At 66.1% G+C, this 20,594-nt stretch carries 14 protein-coding genes; 5 read left to right on the top strand and 9 right to left on the bottom strand.

Annotation, left to right across the window (positions count from 1 at the left end):
• Positions 1-23: 23 nt before the first annotated feature.
• From mmsB to H2037_RS10590, 4 genes are read right to left on the bottom strand one after another with little or no spacing between them, the layout of a single operon-like run.
• Positions 24-926: a 3-hydroxyisobutyrate dehydrogenase gene (gene mmsB / locus H2037_RS10575; protein WP_292121368.1), complete on the bottom strand. Its 903-nt coding sequence runs from the start codon at positions 924-926 to the stop codon at positions 24-26.
• Between the two features lie 28 nt (positions 927-954).
• Positions 955-2,025 carry an enoyl-CoA hydratase/isomerase family protein gene (locus H2037_RS10580; protein WP_292121370.1) on the bottom strand — a complete coding sequence of 357 codons (1,071 nt, stop codon included), beginning with the start codon at positions 2,023-2,025 and terminating at the stop codon, positions 955-957.
• The gene (locus H2037_RS10585; protein ID WP_292121372.1) at positions 2,022-3,158 is read right to left on the bottom strand and encodes an isobutyryl-CoA dehydrogenase; all 1,137 of its coding nucleotides are present in this window, start codon (positions 3,156-3,158) and stop codon (positions 2,022-2,024) included. The genes H2037_RS10580 and H2037_RS10585 overlap by 4 nt, the downstream gene beginning before the upstream one ends.
• A 7-nt stretch (positions 3,159-3,165) precedes the next feature.
• Positions 3,166-4,671 (bottom strand): CoA-acylating methylmalonate-semialdehyde dehydrogenase, encoded by a 1,506-nt coding sequence (locus H2037_RS10590; protein ID WP_292121375.1) that lies wholly within the window; start codon positions 4,669-4,671, stop codon positions 3,166-3,168.
• Between the two features lie 410 nt (positions 4,672-5,081).
• Here H2037_RS10590 and H2037_RS10595 point away from each other — a divergent pair, with 410 nt between their 5' ends.
• Together H2037_RS10595 and H2037_RS10600 are read left to right on the top strand one after the other, a co-directional pair.
• On the top strand, positions 5,082-6,248 hold the full coding sequence (locus H2037_RS10595; RefSeq protein ID WP_292121378.1) for a HAMP domain-containing sensor histidine kinase: 1,167 nt from the start codon (positions 5,082-5,084) through the stop codon (positions 6,246-6,248).
• A gap of 348 nt (positions 6,249-6,596) precedes the next feature.
• Positions 6,597-8,201 (top strand): globin-coupled sensor protein, encoded by a 1,605-nt coding sequence (locus tag H2037_RS10600; RefSeq protein WP_292121380.1) that lies wholly within the window; start codon positions 6,597-6,599, stop codon positions 8,199-8,201.
• A gap of 40 nt (positions 8,202-8,241) precedes the next feature.
• Here the strand turns inward: H2037_RS10600 and H2037_RS10605 are convergent, their stop codons facing one another.
• Together H2037_RS10605 and H2037_RS10610 are read right to left on the bottom strand one after the other, a co-directional pair.
• Complete coding sequence (locus H2037_RS10605; RefSeq protein ID WP_292121383.1) at positions 8,242-8,988, bottom strand: SDR family NAD(P)-dependent oxidoreductase; 747 nt, start codon at positions 8,986-8,988, stop codon at positions 8,242-8,244.
• Positions 8,981-11,557: a PAS domain-containing protein gene (locus tag H2037_RS10610; RefSeq protein WP_292121385.1), complete on the bottom strand. Its 2,577-nt coding sequence runs from the start codon at positions 11,555-11,557 to the stop codon at positions 8,981-8,983. Before H2037_RS10610 ends, H2037_RS10605 begins: the two co-directional genes overlap by 8 nt.
• A 383-nt stretch (positions 11,558-11,940) precedes the next feature.
• On the opposite strand from H2037_RS10610, the gene H2037_RS10615 reads away from it, so the two are divergent.
• From H2037_RS10615 to H2037_RS10625, 3 genes are all read left to right on the top strand, one after another.
• Positions 11,941-13,056: a glycosyltransferase family 4 protein gene (locus H2037_RS10615; protein ID WP_292121388.1), complete on the top strand. Its 1,116-nt coding sequence runs from the start codon at positions 11,941-11,943 to the stop codon at positions 13,054-13,056.
• A 139-nt stretch (positions 13,057-13,195) separates the two neighbouring features.
• Entirely contained in the window at positions 13,196-15,343 is a 2,148-nt protein-coding gene (locus tag H2037_RS10620) for an amylo-alpha-1,6-glucosidase (protein WP_292121391.1), read from the top strand.
• A gap of 57 nt (positions 15,344-15,400) precedes the next feature.
• Positions 15,401-16,264 (top strand): Ku protein, encoded by an 864-nt coding sequence (locus H2037_RS10625; protein ID WP_292121394.1) that lies wholly within the window; start codon positions 15,401-15,403, stop codon positions 16,262-16,264.
• 1 nt (position 16,265) lies between these two features.
• Here the strand turns inward: H2037_RS10625 and ligD are convergent, their stop codons facing one another.
• From ligD to H2037_RS10640, 3 genes are read right to left on the bottom strand one after another with little or no spacing between them, the layout of a single operon-like run.
• A complete protein-coding gene (gene ligD / locus H2037_RS10630) occupies positions 16,266-18,821 on the bottom strand; it encodes a DNA ligase D (protein WP_292121397.1) in 2,556 nt (851 codons plus the stop codon).
• A gap of 21 nt (positions 18,822-18,842) precedes the next feature.
• Complete coding sequence (locus H2037_RS10635) at positions 18,843-20,135, bottom strand: sorbosone dehydrogenase family protein (RefSeq protein WP_292121400.1); 1,293 nt, start codon at positions 20,133-20,135, stop codon at positions 18,843-18,845.
• A complete protein-coding gene (locus tag H2037_RS10640; RefSeq protein ID WP_292121403.1) occupies positions 20,135-20,566 on the bottom strand; it encodes a DUF2231 domain-containing protein in 432 nt (143 codons plus the stop codon). Before H2037_RS10640 ends, H2037_RS10635 begins: the two co-directional genes overlap by 1 nt.
• Positions 20,567-20,594: the final 28 nt, after the last annotated feature.

The raw sequence follows: 20,594 nt of genomic DNA on the forward strand, positions 1-20,594 counted from the left end.
TACGCAGGCGCATCCGGATCAGATCACCCGGCGTCCAGATCCGCCAGCCGGCCCCGCAGCATCTGCAACATGGCCGAGAAGTCCCGCCCACCGTGACCCAGCCCGTCGAACAGGGCGTACATCGCCTCGGCCTGGGCGCCCAGCGGGGTCGAGGCGCCCGACTTTGCCGCCGCATCCTGGGCCAGTTTCAGATCCTTCAACATCATGGCCGTGGCGAACCCACCCTGATAGTCGCGGTTCGACGGTGCGGTCGGGACCGGGCCGGGCCAGGGATAATAGCTGGTCACGCTCCAGCACTGACCCGACGACTTGGAGGCGATCTCGAAGAACCGCTCGGGGTCCAGACCCAGCTTCTCGGCCAGGGCGATCGCCTCGCATGTGCCCAGCATGGATACGCCCAGCAGCATGTTGTTGCAGATCTTGGCCGCCTGGCCGGCGCCGTGATCACCGGCGCGGATCGTGATCCGGCTCATCGGCTCCAGCGCCGCCTCGACGCGGGCGAAATCGCCTTCGTCGCAGCCGACCATGAAGGCAAGGGTTCCGGCGTCGGCCGCCGCCGTTCCGCCCGACACCGGCGCGTCGGCGAAGGCGTAGCCGGCGGCCTTGGCCAGATTCGCCACCTTGCGCGCCGTCTCGACGTCGATGGTGGAACAGTCCAGCAGAAGGGCGCTGGAGGGCGCGGCGCCGATGATCTGTTCCGAATAGACCTTCAGCACATGGGGGCCGGCGGGCAGCATGGTGATGACCACTTCGGCGTCGCGGACCGCCTCGGCGACCGAGGCGACGGGCGTGCATCCGGCGGATCCGGCCCGGTCCAGCGCCGCGGCGCTGAGGTCGAAGGCGGCGACGGCGTGGCCCGCCTTAGCCTGGTTGGCGGCCATGCCGCCGCCCATATTGCCCAGGCCGATGAAGGCGATCTTGGTCATGGTCTCTCTCCCTTGGTCGGCGTCGCTGTCAGGGCAGCGGCGTCCATTTCTCGTTGTCCGGCAGCGGCGCGAACAGCGCGTCCAGCGTCGCCTCCGTAACGCCCGACAGGTCCGCCGGGGACCATCGGGGCGTGTTGTCCTTGTCCACGATCACGGCCCGCACGCCTTCCTGGAAGTCGTGGGTGCGCACCACCCGACCGCCCAGGGCGTACTCCATCGCCATATTGTCGGCGAAGGCCGTCAGGGTCGCTCCGGTTCGCAACTGGCGCAGCGTGACCTTCAGCGACTGCGGCGACTTGGTCTTCAGTGTCGCCAGCTGGACCATGGCCCAGTCGGACCCGTCCGCCTCCAGCGCCGCGAAAATCTCTTCGACCGTGTCGAAGGCGAACAGCCGATCAATGGCCTCGCGATGGGGGTTCAGCGGCGACTCTTCCGGCTCGGTCGGACAGACCCAGCGGTTCGCTTCCTCCAGCGGGTCCCCCTGGTTCGCCAGCAACGCGGCCTTGAAACCTTCGATGTCGATGGCCGGAACGAAGTGGGTGTGTATCCCGAGTTCCACCGTATCCGCCGCTTTCAGCCGCGCCCCCGTCAGCGCCAGCCACACGCCTGTCTGCCCCGGCAGGCGCGGCAGGAACCAGCCGCCGCCCACGTCAGGGAACAGGCCGATGCCCGTCTCCGGCATGGCGTAGGTCGTCCGCTCGGTGGCGATGCGGATGGCCGCAGGCTCCGAAATCCCGACCCCGCCGCCCATGACGATCCCGTCCACGATGGCCGTGATCGTCTTGGGATAGTCGAACATCAGGTGGTTCAGTCGGTATTCGGCCAGGAAGAAGGCCCTGGCCTCCGATGCATCCCCCGCCCCGCTCTCGGCGATCATGCGGATGTCGCCCCCGGCGCAGAAGCCGCGCTCGCCCGCATGGTCGATCAGGACGGACTTCACCGCCGCGTCGTCGCGCCAGCCCACCAGCGCCTCGGTCATCGCCTCGCACATCGACCGGTTCAGCGCATGGATCGCCTTGGGCCGGTTCAGAGTGATCCGGCCGACGCCGTTGTCGATCCGGGCGATGACCTCTTCAGTGGCCACGGGGGCTTCGCTCATCGTCCCATTTCCCGCGCAATGATCACCCGCATGATCTCGTTGGTTCCTTCCAGGATGCGGTGGACCCGCAGATCGCGGACGATCCGTTCCAGCGGATAGTCCTTCAGATAGCCGTAGCCGCCGTGCAGTTGCAGGGCCTCGTCGGCGATCTGGAAACAGGCGTCGGTAGCCAGACGTTTGGCCATGGCGCACCATTTGGTCTTTTCCGGGTGGTCCACGTCGATGGCCCAGGCGCCGCGCAGCACCATCAGCCGGGCCGCCTCCAGATCGGTCGCCATGTCGGCCAGGCGGAACTGCAGCGCCTGGAACTGGCCCAGCGGCTGGCCGAACTGTTTGCGAGTCGTGACGTATTCCTGGGCCGTCTCCAGCGCCAGCCGCGCTCCGCCCAGCGAGCAGGCGGCGATGTTCAGCCGGCCGCCGTCCAGACCGGCCATGGCGTAGCGGAAGCCCGCCCCCTCCTCGCCCAACAGATTGGCGACGGGCACGCGGCAGTCGTCGAACTGGACGATGGCGGTCGGTTGGGCGTTCCAGCCCATCTTCCGCTCCTGAGCCCCGAACGACAGGCCGGGCGTCCCGGCCTCGACGACGACGGCGCTGACGCCTTTCGGCCCCTCGACGCCCGTGCGGACCATGACGACATAGACGTCCGACGTCCCCGCGCCCGAGATGAAGGCCTTGGAGCCGTTCAGCACATAATGGTCGCCGTCCCGCACCGCCGTCGTCCGCAGCGCCGCCGCGTCGGAGCCGGAGCCCGGCTCGGTCAGGCAGTAGCTGGCGATCTTCTCCATTCCCACCAAGGCGGGGACGAACCGTCCGCGCAGATCGTCCGACCCGAACCGGTCGATCATCCAGGTCGCCATATTGTGGATCGAAATGAAGGCCGCCGTCGCCACGTCGCCGCGCGACAGCTCCTCGAAGATCAGCGCCGCCTCGACCCGGCCCAGGGCCATGCCGCCGTGCTCCTCGCCTGTGTAGATGCCGCAGAAGCCCATTTCGGCCGCCTGTTTCATCACATTGACGGGGAAATGCTTGTCCTCGTCCCAGCGGGCCGAATGGGGCGCCAGCTCGGCGTCGGCGAAGGCGCGGGCCGCGTCCTGGATGGCGCGCTGGTCGTCGGTAAGGGCGAAATTCATACCGGCCTCAGCGCATCGTCGGAATGACGAACGAACTGTCCGAATGCTCCAGCGCGCTGTCGGGCCACCGCGCCGTCACGGTCTTGGTCTTGGTCCAGAAACGGACGCCCTCCATACCGTGCTGGTTGATGTCGCCGAAGGCCGAACGCTTCCAGCCGCCGAAGCTGTGATAGGCGACCGGCACCGGGATCGGCACGTTTATCCCCACCATGCCGACATTGACCCGGGCGGCGAAGTCGCGGGCCGCACGGCCGTTCTGGGTGAAGATGGCGACGCCGTTGCCGTACTGGTGGTTCGACGGCAGGGCCAGGGCCTCTTCGAAGGTCTCGGCACGGACGATCTGCAGCACCGGGCCGAAAATTTCCTCCTGATAGGACGACATCTCGGGCTTCACATGGTCGAACAGCGACGGGCCGATGAAATAGCCCTTCTCATGCCCCTGAAGGCTGAAGTCGCGACCGTCGACGACCAGTTCGGCGCCTTCCTGGACCCCCTTCTCGATCCAGCCGGCGACACGGTCGCGGTGCTGGGCCGTTACGACGGGGCCATAGTGGGCGCCCGCATCGGTCGAGACGCCGACGCGAAGACTGGGGATTTCCGCGACCATCCGCTCGCGCAGTTCGTCTGCGGTCTTCTTGCCGACCGGCACCACGACCGGCAGGGCCATGCAGCGCTCGCCGGCCGAACCGTAGGCCGCGCCGGCCAGGTCCTTGATCACCTGATCCATGTCGGCGTCAGGCAGGACGATGCCGTGGTTCTTGGCCCCGCCCATGGCCTGGACCCGCTTATGGTTGGCGGCCCCGGTCTGATAGACATAGTGGGCGATGTCGGACGAGCCGACGAAGCTGACGGCGTGGACCAGCGGATGGGTCAGGATGGCGTCGACCGCCGTCTTGTCCCCGTGCACCACGTTCAGCACGCCGTTCGGCGCCCCGGCCTCCAGCATCAGCTCGCCCAGACGCACCGGCAGGGAGGGATCCCGCTCCGACGGCTTCAGCACGAAGGTGTTGCCGACCGCGATGGCGACGCCGAACATCCACATCGGGATCATGCCGGGGAAGTTGAACGGGGTGATGCCCGCGACCACGCCCAGAGGCTGGCGCATCGAATAGACGTCGATGCCGGGGCCGGCGCCTTGGGTGTATTCACCCTTCAGGGCGTGGGGGACGCCGCAGGCGAACTCGATGACTTCCAGCCCGCGCTGGATGTCGCCCTTGGAGTCGGCGATGACCTTGCCGTGTTCGCTGGACAGCAGCTCGGCCAGTTCATCCATCCGCGCCTCGACCAGGCGTTTGAAGTCGAACATGACGCGGGCGCGGCGCTGGGGATTGGTGCTGGCCCAGCCGTCGAAGGCGTTCTGCGCCGCCTGGACCGCGCGATCGACCTCGCCGACGCTGGCAAGCTGCACCCGGGCCTGTACTTCGCCGGTATTGGGATCGAAAACGTCGCCGAAACGGCCCGACGCGCCGTCGAAGGCCGCGCCGTCGATGAAATGGCGAATGTCGCGCACCATACCTGAGATTCCCTATGAGGTTATTGCTGTTGCGACCGTCATAGCAGGCAAGATCGGCCTCTTGCAGCCCAAAAGGTGGAAAAGAAGGTCCTAGAAAATCTGCGACGTCTCGATGACGGCCTCATCCGTAAACAGGTGGCCGACGCTCAAATTCAGATAAGAATAACAACCGCCTTCGTTGTTCGTCCCTCATCCGCTCAACACGAAGACGAGTTGCAGTTTTTGCTACTGATTATCATCGCTATGTAAGGAATTGCACGGAGGCTTTCTTTCCAGAACGCCACAATTGAGGTACAGAATTCAACTTGGACTAGTGTCGCGAACTTCCCGATAGCGGAAGGGCGTCATGCGGTTGATTGGGAGAGGTTCAGGTGGAGGCCTTTGCAAACAGCATTCTTATGGATGCGCCGATGGCCATCGTCGGCATTGATGAATCGGGCCTGGTCTGTTGTTCCAACGCGAAGGCGGACCGGTTTTTCGGTCGCCCCCTGGAGGGGGTCGACATCGCCGAACTGATCGAGGATTTCGACGTGGCGGCGCTCAAGTCGCCGTCCGGCATCGCAAAGGTCAATGCGTTGAGCCGCAACCTCGGCAGTGAATTTCACTGGCGAGTCCCGCGTGTGGAGGGCGGCCGCGCCCACGTCGATCTTCAAGCCGCACAGTTCTTCAACGACGGCCGACGCTTTATCACCCTCTTCATCCGGGATATGACGGCCCATGTCGCCGCGGAAGTCGCGCTTCAGGATCTGAGGCTTCAGATCACCTACAACTGGCGCCTCAACTCGCTCGGTGAAGTGGCGTCGATGGTGGCCCACGAACTCAGCCAACCGCTTTCCGCCGCGACCAACTTCCTTGCGGCGGCGAACAGCGCCCTCGGTCGACCCGAACCGAACAGGACGGACTTGGAAGGACTGGTGTCTTCGGCGCGGGGCCAGATCGACCGCGCCGCCGACATCATTCGAGGCATCCGTTCCTTGATGACGCACGAGAAGGGTTTTCAAACGCGCGAGAATATTTCGGAAGTGGTCGGCGAGATCATGCCGATCCTGAAGCTGCATGCCCGCGAGACGAATGCGAAGATATCGGCAGTGCTGGATCCAGCCGATTTCGCACACTGCGACCGGGTGCAGCTTCAGCAACTCGTCATCAATCTGGTCAGGAACGCCATGGACGCCCCGGCGAACGGCGTCCAACGCAGGGTCGAAATCTCCGGGTCGCAGACGCTCCAGGGGTATCGAATGACGATCAGCGACAATGGGCCGGGCGTGCCGTCGGATATGGCCGACAGGCTTTTCCAGCCCCTGGCCAGCAGCAAGCCCGGTGGAATGGGGCTAGGACTGTCGATCTGTCGCACGATCGTGCAGGCGCACGGCGGCGACATCGATCTGGTGCCCAGCGCCCTGGGCGGCGCCGCCTTCGCCTTTACGCTCAACGCCCAAAGCGACGGCCTCGACTCGTCGGGCGGAGCGGGGCGACGGCTCCGCCCTGTCAACGATCGCCACCTTGCCAAGATGGTCCGGTCGAAGCCGGCCAACCGACCATTGGTCGCCACCGGCCGACATAGACGGTCGGCCTAGGCCACAACCCTTGGATCAGGAAATCCAAACCAGTAGATGCACAGATTTCGTTGAACGGCGATCAGTCGTTCCATCGATGGAAACAGCTCCTTCGCTTGCGACGTCTGGCGATGCCGAATCAAACCCACCCTAGGTATGATCGATTTCTGCATGTCGCCCAGGCGATCACCACTATTGAGTGGTGCAGGCGTGGGAGTAGATAAGATCGATAAGACCCGGAAGTATCAGTGCTTCCTGGGATCTATAATGCACCCTTGGACCTTTTGTCCTGCCCCCGTTTCACAAGTCGTTAATGTTCAGAGATGATTCAGGGCGGGAAAACCAGCCATTAATCATCGGAAGAACGAGATGTCTAAGAACATGGATATCCAGCAGCGGCTGGATTTTCTGAAATTCGACGACACGGCCAGGTCAGCGCTCGCGCAAACCCGCCCCGTTATCCAAGCGGCCCTTCCCCAGATACTGGACACCTTCTACGATCAGATCCGCGCCACGCCCGAGGCCGCTCGTTTCTTCAGTTCGGAAGCCCAGATTTCGGGGGCCAAGAACGCACAGGCCGGACATTGGTCCCTGATCGCCTCTGGAGATTTCACTCCCGCCTATGTCGACGGCGTGCGTCGCATCGGCATGACCCATGCCCGGATCGGGCTGGAGCCGCGATGGTATATCGGCGGCTATGCAGTGGTCCTGGACGGCCTGGTCAAGGCCATCGTCAAGACCGACGCCGGCAAACGCAAGTTGTTCGGCCGCAAGGACAATGGGGAAGCCTTGGGCGAGGCCATCTCGAGCGTGGTCAGGGCGGCCATGCTGGACATGGATTTCGCCATCTCCGTCTACCTCGAGACCGCTGAAAGCGCGCGCAGAGACGCCGACGAGAAACGCGCCCAGAGCGAGGCCGAACAAAGCCGGGTCGTCGCCGCCACGGCGGAGGCTCTGACCGCGCTCGCGCAGGGCGATTTGACGACGCGCATACACACGGACTTTCCCGGCAGCTACGCGCGGCTGAAGGACGATTTCAACGCTGCAATGGCCCAGCTCGACGTGGCCATGGCGGAGATTTCCGGCAATACCGAAGCCATGCAGGCCGGCGCGAGCGAGATCAGCGAAGCCGCCGACGACCTGTCGCGCCGTACCGAACAGCAGGCCGCCACGCTGGAAGAAACCGCCGCCGCTCTGGACGAGATCACCGTCACGGTGAAGAAGACGGCCGAAGGGGCCCTGCGCGCGGCGTCCGTCGTCGAGACCTCGCGGGTCGCGGCGGAGCAGTCGAGAGAAATCGTCCATAGCGCCGTCGAAGCCATGAGCGCGATCGAGACCTCGGCGGACAAGATCGGCCTGATCATCGGCGTCATCGACGAGATCGCCTTCCAGACCAACCTCCTGGCCCTGAACGCCGGGGTCGAGGCGGCGCGCGCCGGCGAGGCCGGTCGCGGTTTCGCGGTCGTGGCCTCCGAGGTTCGCGCCTTGGCTCAGCGCTCGGCCGAGGCGGCGCGGGAGATCAAGTCGCTGATCACCGCCTCGTCGGTCCAGGTGAAGTCCGGCGTGAGCCTGGTCGGCGAAACGGGCGACGCCTTGGCGGCCATCGTCACGCGCGTCATGGAGATCGATCAGCTGATGTCCGAAATCACCGCCTCCACCCAGGAACAGTCCACCGCGCTTCACGAGGTCAATACGGCGGTCAATCAGATGGACCAGGTCACGCAACAGAATGCGGCTATGGTCGAGCAATCCACCGCGGCCAGCCACAACCTGACACAGGAAGGCCAGCGCCTGGCCTCGCTCGTCGCCCGGTTCCAGGTCACCGGGCAGGGGGTCGTCCAGCCGGCCTTCCAAAGCCCCCGCGCCCCGGCCCGCCTGACGCAGGGCCGGCCAACCGCGCGGCCAGTCTTGCGTCAGGTGGGCTCCGCCGCCCTGGCTGCGGCGCCCGTGGCCAGCGAATGGGAAGAATTCTGAGGTCCTGACCGCTTAACCTGCGGGAGTGGTTTCTTCGCTCTCACCAGGATATCGGCCGGCCGTCCCAGGCGAAGAACCGTCCGCTGTCCGAAGGCCGAAGTCCGTCCATCACGCCGACAAGCGCCTCAGCCGATTGGTCCGGCGACAGCCTTGCCTTGGCGGTTGACTGAGCGGGAAAGGGTGCGCTGAGCGGGGTCTCGACCGTGCCGGGGTGCAGGGCTACGCAGACGCCGAGAGGATGAGTGCGCCGGTATTCCACCGCCAGGGTCGCCACGAACATATTCAGTGCGGCCTTTGAGGCGCGATAACCATACCAGCCGCCCAGCCGATTGTCGGACAGGCTGCCCACGCGGGCCGAAAGCGCCGCAAAGAGGCTGGGCCGGTCGCGCGGCGTGAGGGGCAGGAAATGTTTGGCCACCATGGCGGGGCCTATGGCGTTGACGGCGAACAACTGGTGCAAAACCTCGGCGTCGAGCGCGCGCATCGTCTTTTCCGGAACGACGCCCTGGCCATGGAGCAGACCGGTCGCGACGATGACGCGAACCGGCCGCCCCAGTTCAGCGGCGCTCTCTGCGGCACGGGCGATCTGGCCTTCGTCGGTGATGTCGGCTTCCAGGAAAGTCCACGCCCGGTCCACCGATCCGCCCGGCCAGTCGGCAGGCTTGCGGCGCCCGATGCCGACCAATCTGTCGCGGGGGCGCCGAGCCGCCAGGACCCGCAAAAGCGCCGCGCCGACACCGCCTCCCGCCCCGACGACTACCGAAAGCTCCCCATCGTCCTCAGTCATCTCCCAGAATAGCCTCCACCCGGCGTACCAGAGACTTGAGTTCGAACGGCTTGGTCAGGATGTGCATGCCAGGATCGAGATCGCCGCCGCTCAGGACGGAAGTCTCGGCATATCCGGTGATGAAGAGCACTTTCAGACCCGGCCGTCCCACCCGCGCCGCGTCGGCCAACTGTCGGCCGTTCATTCCACCCGGCAGCCCCACGTCGGTGACGAGAAGATCTATCGGCCGATCCGAGTTCAAGGTCGCCAGCCCCGCCCGCCCGTCCTCGGCCTCAAGGAAATCATAGCCGAGTTCGGTAAGCCCCTCCGACACGAGCATGCGGATCGTGGCCTCGTCGTCCACGACCAGTACGGTCCGCCGATTCCCCGACCTGGCCGGCGCCGGAGACTCATCCGGACCTGCGCCAATGTCCACGACGCCGTGGTGGCGCGGCAGATAGAGGCAAACCGCGGCGCCCTCGCCGGGGCTGGAGCATATCTGGACCTGGCCGCCCGACTGCTGAACGAAGCCATAGATCATCGAAAGCCCCAGCCCAGTGCCCTGGCCGATCGGCTTGGTGGTGAAGAAGGGGTCGAAGGCGCGCGCAATCACGTCCTCGGTCATTCCGACGCCTGTATCCATCACGCAGATGCGGACATATTCCCCTGCCTGCAGATGGAAGTCCGCGTCCTCGGCGGGATTCATCACGCGGTTGGAAACCTCGATCGTCAGCTGTCCGCCGTCGGGCATGGCGTCGCGGGCGTTGATGCACAGGTTGAGGAGAGCGTTTTCCAGCTGTCCTGGATCCACGAGGACGGGCCAGAGCCCCGCGTGATAGAGGGTCTCGAACTGGATGGCCGGGCCGATGGTCTGACGGATCAGATCCTCCATGCCACGGGCCAGGACCTCGACGTTCGTACCCTTGGGCTCAAGGGTCTGGCGGCGCGAGAAGGCGAGCAGGCGATGGGTCAGGGCCGTGGCTCGCTGGGCCGCCGCCTGCGCCGCCGCGATGAACCGGCCGGTTTCGGACACCCGGCCTTCGGCGATGCGTTTGGCTACGATCTCCAGACTTCCTGTGACGCCGGTCAGAAGATTGTTGAAATCATGAGCTATGCCGCCCGTCAGCTGGCCGACGGCCTCCATCTTCTGCGACTGCCGCAGGGCCGCCTCGCTGGCCATCAGTTCGGCGGTCCTCTGCTCGACTTTCCGTTCCAGCGAGGCCGCCAGCTTGGCGAGATGACGTTCGGCCCGACGCCTTTCCCGCGCCGCCAGTGTCCGTTCGCCGACGTCGCTGAGAAACCGGAGCTCGTCTTCCTGCCAGACGCGGACGGTGGCGTGGTTCAGGAAGACGAGAGCGACCATGTCGCCCTGGTCCTTAAGCGGCATGTTCACGACGGCGCGCGCCTTGATGGCTTCCAGCGTGGCCGCCGTCTCCCTGGTGCGAGGGTCCTCCCGGGCGTCGGAGAAGGAGACGGTGACCCCGCGTTTCAGGTCTTCGATATAGGATCCGTAGTCGCGGAAATTCAGCACGCCGGAGAGGGTCTCGGCCCCCGGCGCGTTCCAGTCGCGCGCGATGGTGATGGTTTCGCGGTCCCGGTCAACGATGCCGAATCCCGCGCGGCTGACCTCGAGGGTACGGCCCAGGATCTCGGCCGCGGCATAGATGATGTCCTCGGGATCCTCGAGATCGCGCAGGATGTCCGACAGCTCGACCATGGCGGAGCTCAGGCGTTCGGACCGCACCCGATCCGTGATGTCGGTGGTCACGCCGGCGATCCGCAGAGGCGTGTCATCGTCTCCGAAGACCAGTATCCCGCGCGCCTCCATCCAGCGCACGCCGCCGAGCGGAGTGATGACGCGGTGGGTGATATGATAGTCCGCGCCCTCTCTGATCGTCGCCTCGCTCTGGGCGCGGACGGCGTCGCGATCCTCGGGGTGGATCAGGTTCTGACGGTCTTCGTAGGTAAAGGGCTTCTCGATGGGCCAGCCCATCAGGGTCTTGTAGGCTTCGGAGGCGACCAGGGTGCGTGTCTGCACATCCACGCTCCAGGCGCCGAGGCCGCCTGCCCGCATCGCCAGGTCCAACTCCCGGTCACGCTCGCGATCCACCCTCAGCCGTGCGGTCAGTTCCGCCTCGAGCGCCGCCTTGTCGGTCTGCAGACCAACGAGACGCTCACGTTCGATCGTGACATCGACCTGACTGGCGAAGAAGTAGGTGAGCGCGCCGTTCGCGTCGAACACGGGCGCCATCAGCAGGCGGTTCCAGAAGGGGCGACCGTCCTTGCGGTGATTGCGAATGTCGACTTCGATAGGCTGGACCGCGTCCACCGCCTCGCGGATACGACGGACGGTCGCCGGGTCCGTTTCCGGCCCCTGCAGAAAACGGCAATTGCGGCCCACGATCTCCTCGCGGGGATAGCCGGTCAGACGACAGAATGAATCGTTTGCGAACACCACGGGATTGTCGGGGTGACGCGGATTGGTGATGATCATCGGCATGCGGGTCGCGCGGACTGCCGAAACGAAGGGATCGGTGCTGCCGTCCAGTCCAAGCACTTCCGCCTCGATGCGTTGGGCGTCCAGTTTCACCTGGTCCGACCCTCGCCGATCGTAAGCTGCAGATTCAGTCAATCGCCTTCGTCTCCCCCTGCGCTGCTTTGATTGACGGCGCAGACATTCCTCACAACACGCAAAAAGCTCTACGGTTCATAGCGTCCGGCGGATGTCGCCAGGCGCGAACCCATCGCCGCCCTCGACAGCCCAGGCAGCCGTCTGCCACGCTGCGCCTTGGCGCGGGGGATCAGGAGGGGAGCGGAGTCAATCGCCATCTGCGCGAATTCGTACATAAAATCGCCTTCTGAATACGCTTAAGCTACCGGAACCATTAAAGAAATCCGTCTCGCATCGGAACTTCGCCCGACCAGAAACATTGATGCGTACGGCCCGGCTCGACGGGTCGGAGCACAGACATCATGAAGATCGCGCAGGTCACTCCGCTTTACGAGGCCGTTCCTCCCAAGCTCTATGGGGGCACGGAGCGCGTCGTCGCTCATCTGACCGACGCCCTCGTCGATCTGGGCCACGACGTGACCCTGTTCGCCAGCGCCGACGCCCAGACGCGGGCCCGATTGGTTCCGGTTCGCGACCAGGCCATCCGGCTGGATCCCGCCCCGCTGAAATCAGACCTGGCCGCCCACTTGTCCATGCTGGGCGAGGTTCTGGACCGGGCCGGCGACTTCGACGTCATCCACTTCCATACCGACATGGTCCACTTCCCGCTGTTTCGGCAGTATGCGGACAAGACGATCACCACCCTGCACGGGCGGCTGGACATGAAGGATCTGCCCGGCGTCTATGCGCGCTGGGGCGAGTTCGGCCTGGTGTCGATTTCGGACGATCAGCGCAAGCCTCTTCCCTTCGCCAGCTGGAAGGCCACCGTGCATCACGGGATGCCGGGCGAGCAGTATCTGTTCTCGCCCCAGTCCGAGGGTTATCTGGCCTTCCTGGGCCGTATCTCGCCCGAGAAGCGGCCGGACCGCGCCATTGAAATCGCCACCAAACTGGGCCGTCGGCTGAAGATGGCCGCCAAGGTGGATGCGGCTGACAAACGCTATTGGGAAGAGACCATCCGCCCGATGGTGGAAGGCAATCCGCTGATCGAATTCATTGGCGAGATCGGCGACCATCAGAAATCCGCCTTCCTGGGCGGCGCCGACGCCCTGCTGTTCCCGATCGACTGGCCCGAGCCCTTCGGTCTGGTGATGATCGAGGCCATGGCTTGCGGGACCCCCGTGGTCGCCTTCCGGTGCGGCTCGACGCCCGAGATCGTCGAGGACGGGGCGACGGGCTTCCTGGTCGACACGATGGAACAGGCGGTCGCCGCTGCCGGGCGCGTGCACCTGCTGGACCGCGAGGCCGTACGCGCCCGGTTCGACCTGCGGTTCTCCGCCACGGCCATGGCCCGCCGCTACCTGGACGTCTATGGCGATCTGCTGGCTCGCCGACCCTTCGCCGAACCGCCGGTCAAGGATGTCGTGACCAGTCTGCGGGCGCGGGACGAAGACCGCAGTTTCGCGGCCATCGCCTGAAGCGATCCGATTTCCCAAGAAATTCAGGCGGCGGGGGTGAACCCTCCGCCGCCTGTTTCATTTGATCATCCAAGCGGCCTCTGAGCGCCGCAATAGGATGAGACGTTCGAACTGGCCTCAAAAGACATAGAGAGACCGCATGGACGACGCCTATTCCACTCTGTTGAGCGCCGGCGAGACCGTCGAGGCGTCCGGCCTTGAGCAGCTGATGGCGCTGAAGGCGGGCGACGCCTTCCTCGTGGCCGACGGCTGGGGCGACATGAAAGGCGGGGCGGACGGCCTGTTCGCCGGCGACACCCGCGTGCTGTCGCGTTGGGTCATGACGGTCGGGCTGCTGAAGCCGTCGCGCCTGTCGTCCGGCGTCAGCCAGGACAATGTCTTCTTCTCCTGCCACACGACCAATCGTCCGCTGCCGCCGATGGGCGGCCGGTCGGCCCCCGCCGGGGTCATGCATATCGAGCGCCGGCGCTTCCTGTGGGATCGGCGGATGTTCGAACGCATCCAGATGGTCAACCACGGGGTCGAGGACATACTGCTGCCCCTAGCCTTCGACTTCGGCGCCGACTTCGCGGACATCTTCCAGGTGCGAGGGACGCACAGGGCAAAGACCGGCAACCTGCATGCGCCGACGATGGACGGGCGCCGCGTCACCTTCCGCTACACCGGCCTGGACGGGATCGAGCGATCAAGTTGCCTGGCCTTTTCAGAACCCCCGGCGCGGCTGACCGCACAGCGGGCCGAGTTCATGTTCAGCCTGCCCAAGGGGCGGTCGATGGACCTGTTCATCGAATGCGGCGTGGATTCGTGCGAGGCGCCGGATACGCGGCGCTGGCGCCAGAACGCCATCCAGGCGCGGGTGGCCATGCGGGCCAAGCGTCGGCGCGGCGCCTCGCTGCGCGGGCCTCGCAGTCCCCGGTTCAACGACTGGCTGGATCAGTCGCGGGCCGACATGGCCCTGTTGACCACCGACCTGCCGACCGGCCCCTATCCTTACGCTGGCACCCCTTGGTTCTCGACCCCGTTCGGGCGAGACGGGATCATCGCCGCCTGGCAGATGCTGTGGCTGGACCCATCCCTGGCCAAGGGGGTGCTGACCTATCTGGCCTCGCGTCAGGCGACCGAGACCTCGTTGTTCCAGGACAGCCAGCCCGGCAAGATCATGCACGAGACCCGGGGAGGCGAGATGAGCGCCCTGGGTGAGGTGCCTTTCGGCCTCTATTACGGCGGCGTGGACACCACCTGTCTGTTCATCGCCCTGGCCGGCGCCTACGCCAGCCGCACGGGCGATCTGGACCTGATCCGCAAGCTCTGGCCCAATCTGATCGCGGCCGCCGACTGGATGCGCGACTATGGCGACAGCAACGGCGACGGTCTGATCGACTATCAGCGCGGGGCCGACACGGGCCTGTCGAACCAGGGCTGGAAGGATTCCGAGGACGCGATCTTCCATGCCGACGGCCGTTTCCCCAAGGGACCCATCGCCTTGCTGGAGGTCCAGGGCTACGCCTTCGCCGCCTGGCGTGCCCTGGGCGATCTGGGCGAGCGGCTATACGACAGCCGTGCGCCCGAATGGCGGATGCGGGCCGAACAGGTCCGCGCCCTGGTCGAGGACAAATACTGGATGGAGGACGAGGGCTTCTACGCCGTCGCCCTGGACGGCGACGGCGAACAGTGTCGCGCGGTCGCCTCGAACGCCGGCCACCTGCTGTTCACCGGCCTGCCGTCGGTCGAACGCGCCCGCCGGGTGACCAAACGTCTGCTGTCGGCCGAGTTCCGCACCGGCTGGGGCATCCGCACGCTCGAGCTGGGTCAGGCGCGGTTCAATCCGATGAGCTATCACAACGGCTCGGTCTGGCCCCATGACACGGCCATGGCCGCCGCAGGCATGGCCAACTACGGCGAGCGGGAAGCCGTCGCCGAGATCCTTGCCGAGATCTACGCCGCCGCCGCCCATTTCCACCTGCGGCTGCCCGAGCTCTTCTGCGGCTTCCCCCGCGCCCCGGGCGAGCCGCCCATCGCCTATCCGGTCGCCTGCCTGCCCCAGGCCTGGGCCGCAGGATCGGTCTTCCTGATGCTGCAGGCGACGCTGGGCCTGTCCATCGACGCCTGGACCGGAACCATCGACATGGCCGATCCGGTCCTGCCCGCCGGGCTGGAGCGGCTGAAGATCACCCGGCTGGAGATCGGCGAGGCGGTGGTGGACCTGAACATCCGGCATGTGGACGGGCAGGCCGTGGTCATCCCCCACCATCGCCAGGGCCGGCTCGCCGTCCGCACCCTGCGCTGAAGAAACCGTCTCGCCGGCGCGACGTTAGGGGATCGAACGACGCAGGGAGAGACGACCATGGCCGCAAGACCCACCTGGCAGGGGCATCTGAAACTGTCGCTGGTGACCTGTCCGGTCGCCCTCTACACCGCCACCTCGTCCAGCGCCCATGTCAGTTTCCACCTGATCAATCCGGACACCAACAACCGGATCCGCATGGTCCCGACCGACCCGGACACAGGCCCGATCGAGCGCTCGGACCTGGTCAAGGGCTATGAGGTGTCCAAGGACGAATATGTCCTGTTCGACGACGCCGACTTCGACAAGGTCAAGCTGGAGACGACGCGGACCATCTGTATCGACAGCTTCGTCGACGAGGCCGAGATCGACCGTCTGTACTGGGACGATCCCTTCTATGTGGTGCCGGAAAAGGGGGTCGGCGTCGAAGCCTTCGCCGTCATCCGGGACGCGATGAAGTCCGCCGGCAAGATCGCCATCGGCACCCTGGTGCTGCGGGGGCGCGAGCGACAACTGGCCCTGGAAGTGCGCGACAAGGGGCTGGTGGCTTATTCTCTGCGCGCCCATGACGAGGTGCGGGCCGCGGACGACTATTTCGACGACATACCGGCGGTGAAGGCGGACAAGGACATGGTTGAGATCGCCAGCCGGATCATCGCCCAGAAAGAGACGGAGTTCGATCCTGCCGTCTTCAAGGACCGCTACGACGACGCCCTGCGCGACATGATCAAGGCCAAGCAGAAGGGCGGCAAGGGCGTGGTCGAGGCGCCGGAGCCCGACGACACCAATGTGGTCGACCTGATGGAGGCCCTGCGCAACAGTCTGAAAGGGTCGGCGACCGGCGCCAAGCCGACGAAGAAGCCCGCCCAGAAGGCCAAGACCCCGGCCAAGAAGAAGCCGGCGACGCGCAAGAAGGCGGCGTGATCTAGAGCCCCATCGCCTTCAGCACCGGCCGCAGACTGACCTCTCCAGCGCGGAAATCCTTCCACGGATCGGCCTTCTTCAGCAGGGCCGGGGCGTCGTGCAGGGTGAAGGCGCGCGGGTCCAGGCCCGTCTTCACCTGGCCCCAGGACAGGGGGAAGGCGATCCCCGCGCCAGGCCGCGCCCGCACCGACCAGGGGGCGACCGCCGTCGCCATGCGCCCGTTCCTCAGATAGTCGATGAAGATCTTCCCGCCCCGCGCCTTCTTGGCCAGGGTGGTGGTGAATTTATCCGGATCGGCGCGGCGAACCTCTTCCGCAACAGCCTTGGCGAAGGCCTTGCACTGATCCCATTCGATGCGGCTGCGGCCGTCCGCCCGGATCGGGACCACCACATGCAGCCCCTTGCCGCCGGTCGTCTTGACGAAGGGATGCATCCCCTTGGCCTCAAGCGTCGCCCGCACCGTCTTGGCCGCCGCAATGACCGCCGCGAAATCCAGTCCCTCGTCGGGGTCGAGGTCGAAAGTGACCTGTTCCGGCGTTTCCGGATCGCCCGGCCGACAGCCCCAGGGGTGCAGCTCGAGCCCGCCCGACTGGGCGACGGCGACCAGGCCGCCGACATCGACGACGGCGACATAGGGTTTGCGCTCGTGCACGTCGATCAGCTTCAGGCGCGGGTTCGACCCCGGCATGGCGTGGCGCTGGAAGAAGGTCTCGCCGCCTATCCCGTCCGGCGCCCGGATGATCGAAACCGGCCGGTCGGCGACGTGTGGCAGAATGCGCTCCGCCGCCACTTCGTAATAGCGGGCCAGGTCCGTCTTGGTGATGGCTGGCCTTCCATCAACGGCCGGCCACAGGATCTTGTCGGGACTGGACAGGGTCACCCCGGCGACGACGACTTTTTCCTTGCCGGACCGCGTCGGCGAAGGCTTGCCGGGCGCGGACTTTTTAGGCGAAGGCGGCTGCGGATCGGCAGTCACCTCAGCAGGCGCCTTGTCCTCGCGCAGTCCTTTGTAGGCCGCGTGCCGCAGCGAACCGCCCTCGGTCAGCCCGCCATGCTCCAGTTCGGCGACCAGGACCGGCCTGACCCAATGGATGTCCTTGCCGCCGCGCGGCGCGCCCTTGCCGACAAAGGGCGAGGCGTCCGCCGCCGCTTCCTTCAGGGCCGGCAGCAGGGTCTTCAAAAGGGGTGCGGCGTAACCCGTCCCGACACGGCCGAGATAACGCAAGCCTTGGTCCTCGGCGACGCCGACCAAAAGGGACCGGAACCGGGTCCCACCCTCCGACGACCAGCCGCCGATCACCACCTCATCGCGGCCCCGGCATTTGGACTTGACCCAGGTCGAGGATCGGCCGGTCTGATAGGGGGCGTCCAGTTTCTTGGAGATCACGCCTTCCAGATCCATCCGGCAGGCGCTTTCCAGCACCGCCTGACCCGTCGAGGCGAAGTGGTCGACATAACGAAGCCGCGTCCGGGCCTTGGCCGGGACCCGATCGACATGGGCCTGAAGCCGCGCCTTGCGATGCGACAGGGGCAGGTCCCGAAGATCGTCCTCCCCCTCGCTCAGCAGATCGAAGGCGAAATAGACCAGGTCCTGGGTCTTGCCGTCGGCGATGGCGGCCTGAAGGGCCGAGAAGTCCGGCGTGTGGTCGTCGCTGAGGGCGCACAACTCGCCGTCCACCACCCCGTCTGGCCAGGCCGCCGCGTCGGCCGCCAACTGCGGGAAACGGTCAGTCCAGTCATGGCCCCGCCGGGTATAGAGCCGGGCCCGCCCGCCGCCGGTGGCGATCTGGATGCGGTAGCCGTCGAACTTGATCTCGTGCACCCAGCCGGCGCCGCCGGGCGGATGATCGACGATCTTGCACAGCTGGATCGGGACGAAGGCCGGGGGCGCGTCCAATGTCGCCTCGCCCGATTTCGCCCTGGGCTTCTTCGGCCCCTTTCGCGCCACGGGCCGCGAGGCGGTCCACTGGGTCTTGCCCTCGGCGATCTCGGCCAGGCTGCGGCCCGTGGCGACGGAGGCGTCGATCTCCATATTGGCGTCGCCCTCGCCCGGCACGGCGGCCTCGTCCTTCTCCTTGATCAGCAGCCAGTTGTTGCGTTTCGACGGCTTGCCCCGGTCAGACTTCAGCCGCACCAGAGCCCAGCCGCCGCTCAGCCGCTCGCCGTGCAGGATCATCTTCAGCGAGCCTCGCTTAAGGGCGGCGTCGATATCCGGCTCCTGCGGTTCCCATTCGCCGCGGTCCCACAGCTGGACCGTGCCCGCGCCGTAGTTGCCCGAAGGGATGGTCCCTTCGAACGTGCCGTAATCCAGCGGGTGATCCTCGACCTCGACCGCCAGCCGCTTCACCGCCGGGTCGCGCGACGGGGCCTTGGTCACGGCCCAGGATTTCAGCACCCCCTCGTGCTCGATGCGGAAGTCGTAGTGGAGCCGGGTGGCGGCGTGGCGCTGGATCAGATAGGTCAGCCGACCCTTGCGCCCCGCCTTGGCCTTGCCCGCAGGCTCGGGCGTGCGGCTGAAGTCCCGCTTGGCCCTGTAGGTGTCCAGACCGTCCGCCATGCCGCCCTCGCCCATCGCCGCTTACGGACGCGGCGCGATCCGCCACACGGTGTTCGACAGGTCGTCGGCCACCAGCAGGATGCGGCGCTGAGGATCGAAGGTCACGCCGACCGGACGACCCCGCGCCTCGCCGTCCTTGATGAAACCGGTCAGGAAATCGACCGGAGGACCGGCGGGACGACCACCAGCAAACGGCACCCAGACCACCTTGTAGCCGGCCAGATCCTGACGGTTCCAGCTGCCGTGCTCGCCGATGAAGGCGCCCTGGCTGAAACGGCCGCCGAAGCCCCCGTCACGGGCGAAGCTCAGCCCCAAGGCCGCCACGTGCGAGCCAAGCGCGTAATCCGGCTTGATCGCCGTCTGCACCAGGTCGGGCTTCTGCGGATGGACCCGCGGATCGGTGTTCTGACCCCAGTAGGAATAGGGCCAGCCGTAGAAGGCGCCCTCCTGCACCGACGTCAGATAATCCGGCACTAGTTGCGGACCCAGTTCGTCGCGCTCATTGACCACGGCCCACAGGGCGCTGGTGTTCGGTTCGATGGCCAGGGCGGTCGGATTGCGAATCCCGGTCACGAAGGTGCGGTGGGCGCCGGTCTCGCGATCAATGGCCCAGATCACCGCCCGGTTCTCCTCCACGGCCATGCCGCGCTCGCCCACATTACTGTTCGAGCCGATGCCGACATACAGGGTCAGGCCGTCGGCGCTGGCGGTCAGGGACTTGGTCCAGTGGTGGTTGATGGCCGACGGCAGTTCGGTCAGCTCCTGTCGAGGCGCCGTGATCCGGGTCTGGCCGTCCTGATAGGGGAAGCGCAGCAGCGCCCCCTGTTCGGCGACATAAAGAGCGCCATCGACGAAGGCCATGCCGTAGGGCGCGTCCAGATTGTCGATAAAGGTGCTGCGGACCTCGGGCTGGCCGTCGCCGTTGGCGTCGCGCAGCAGGGTGATGCGGTCGCCGCCCTTCACGCTGGTCTTGCCCTTGGCCTTGATCACCCCGGCGATGAAGTCCTTGGGTCGCAGCTTGGGCGCATGGCCGCCCGATCCCTCGGCGACCAGGATGTCGCCGTTGGGCAGGACCAGGATCTGACGCGGAATCTTCAGGTCGGTCGCCATGGCCGTGACCGCGAAGCCGTCGGGAACCACCGGGGTCTCGCCGTTCCAGCCCGTCGGCGTGGCGATCTTCATCGGCGGCACGAGGGTTTCGTCCTGACCCGGAAGATCGGGATTGGCGCCGGTCTGGTTCAGGTCTGAATCCGACCCGCTGCAGCCGGCGAGTGCCAGCACCATGGCGGTGGTGCAGAAAAGCGTCCTGATCATCACGCGATCTCCCGCACGGTGGTGGTCGAGTAAGCGAACCAGCCGGCCACCAGCGCCAGGACGGCGGACAGGATCGACAGGGTCAGGCCGAAGGCGCCGACGGAGCTCCAGGCGTCCTGGCTATGCTTGAAGGCGTTGATCAGGCCGAAGATCCAGGCGAGGGCCAAGGCGGCCAAATGGATCAGAGCGGCGTTCCGCGTCGGCCCGCGCCACGCCAGGGCCAGATCGACGATGGCCCACAGGCCAGCGAGACCGCCGAACACCAGGGCGCCCACGATCAGCCAGGCCGAGAAGTTCGACCACTGCATCTGGGCGGACTGCAGATAGGCGATGTCGCTGACGACCGCCGAGGTGAAGAGGGCGATGGGAAAGGCCATCAGGATTCCGCGCAACGGTTCGATTTTCGCGCGGAAGGCGGATGCGGCATGCATGGGGTCTCCTCCGGATTCGCAGACGACA

This window comes from Brevundimonas sp. (assembly GCF_013912065.1).
Lineage (GTDB): Bacteria > Pseudomonadota > Alphaproteobacteria > Caulobacterales > Caulobacteraceae > Brevundimonas.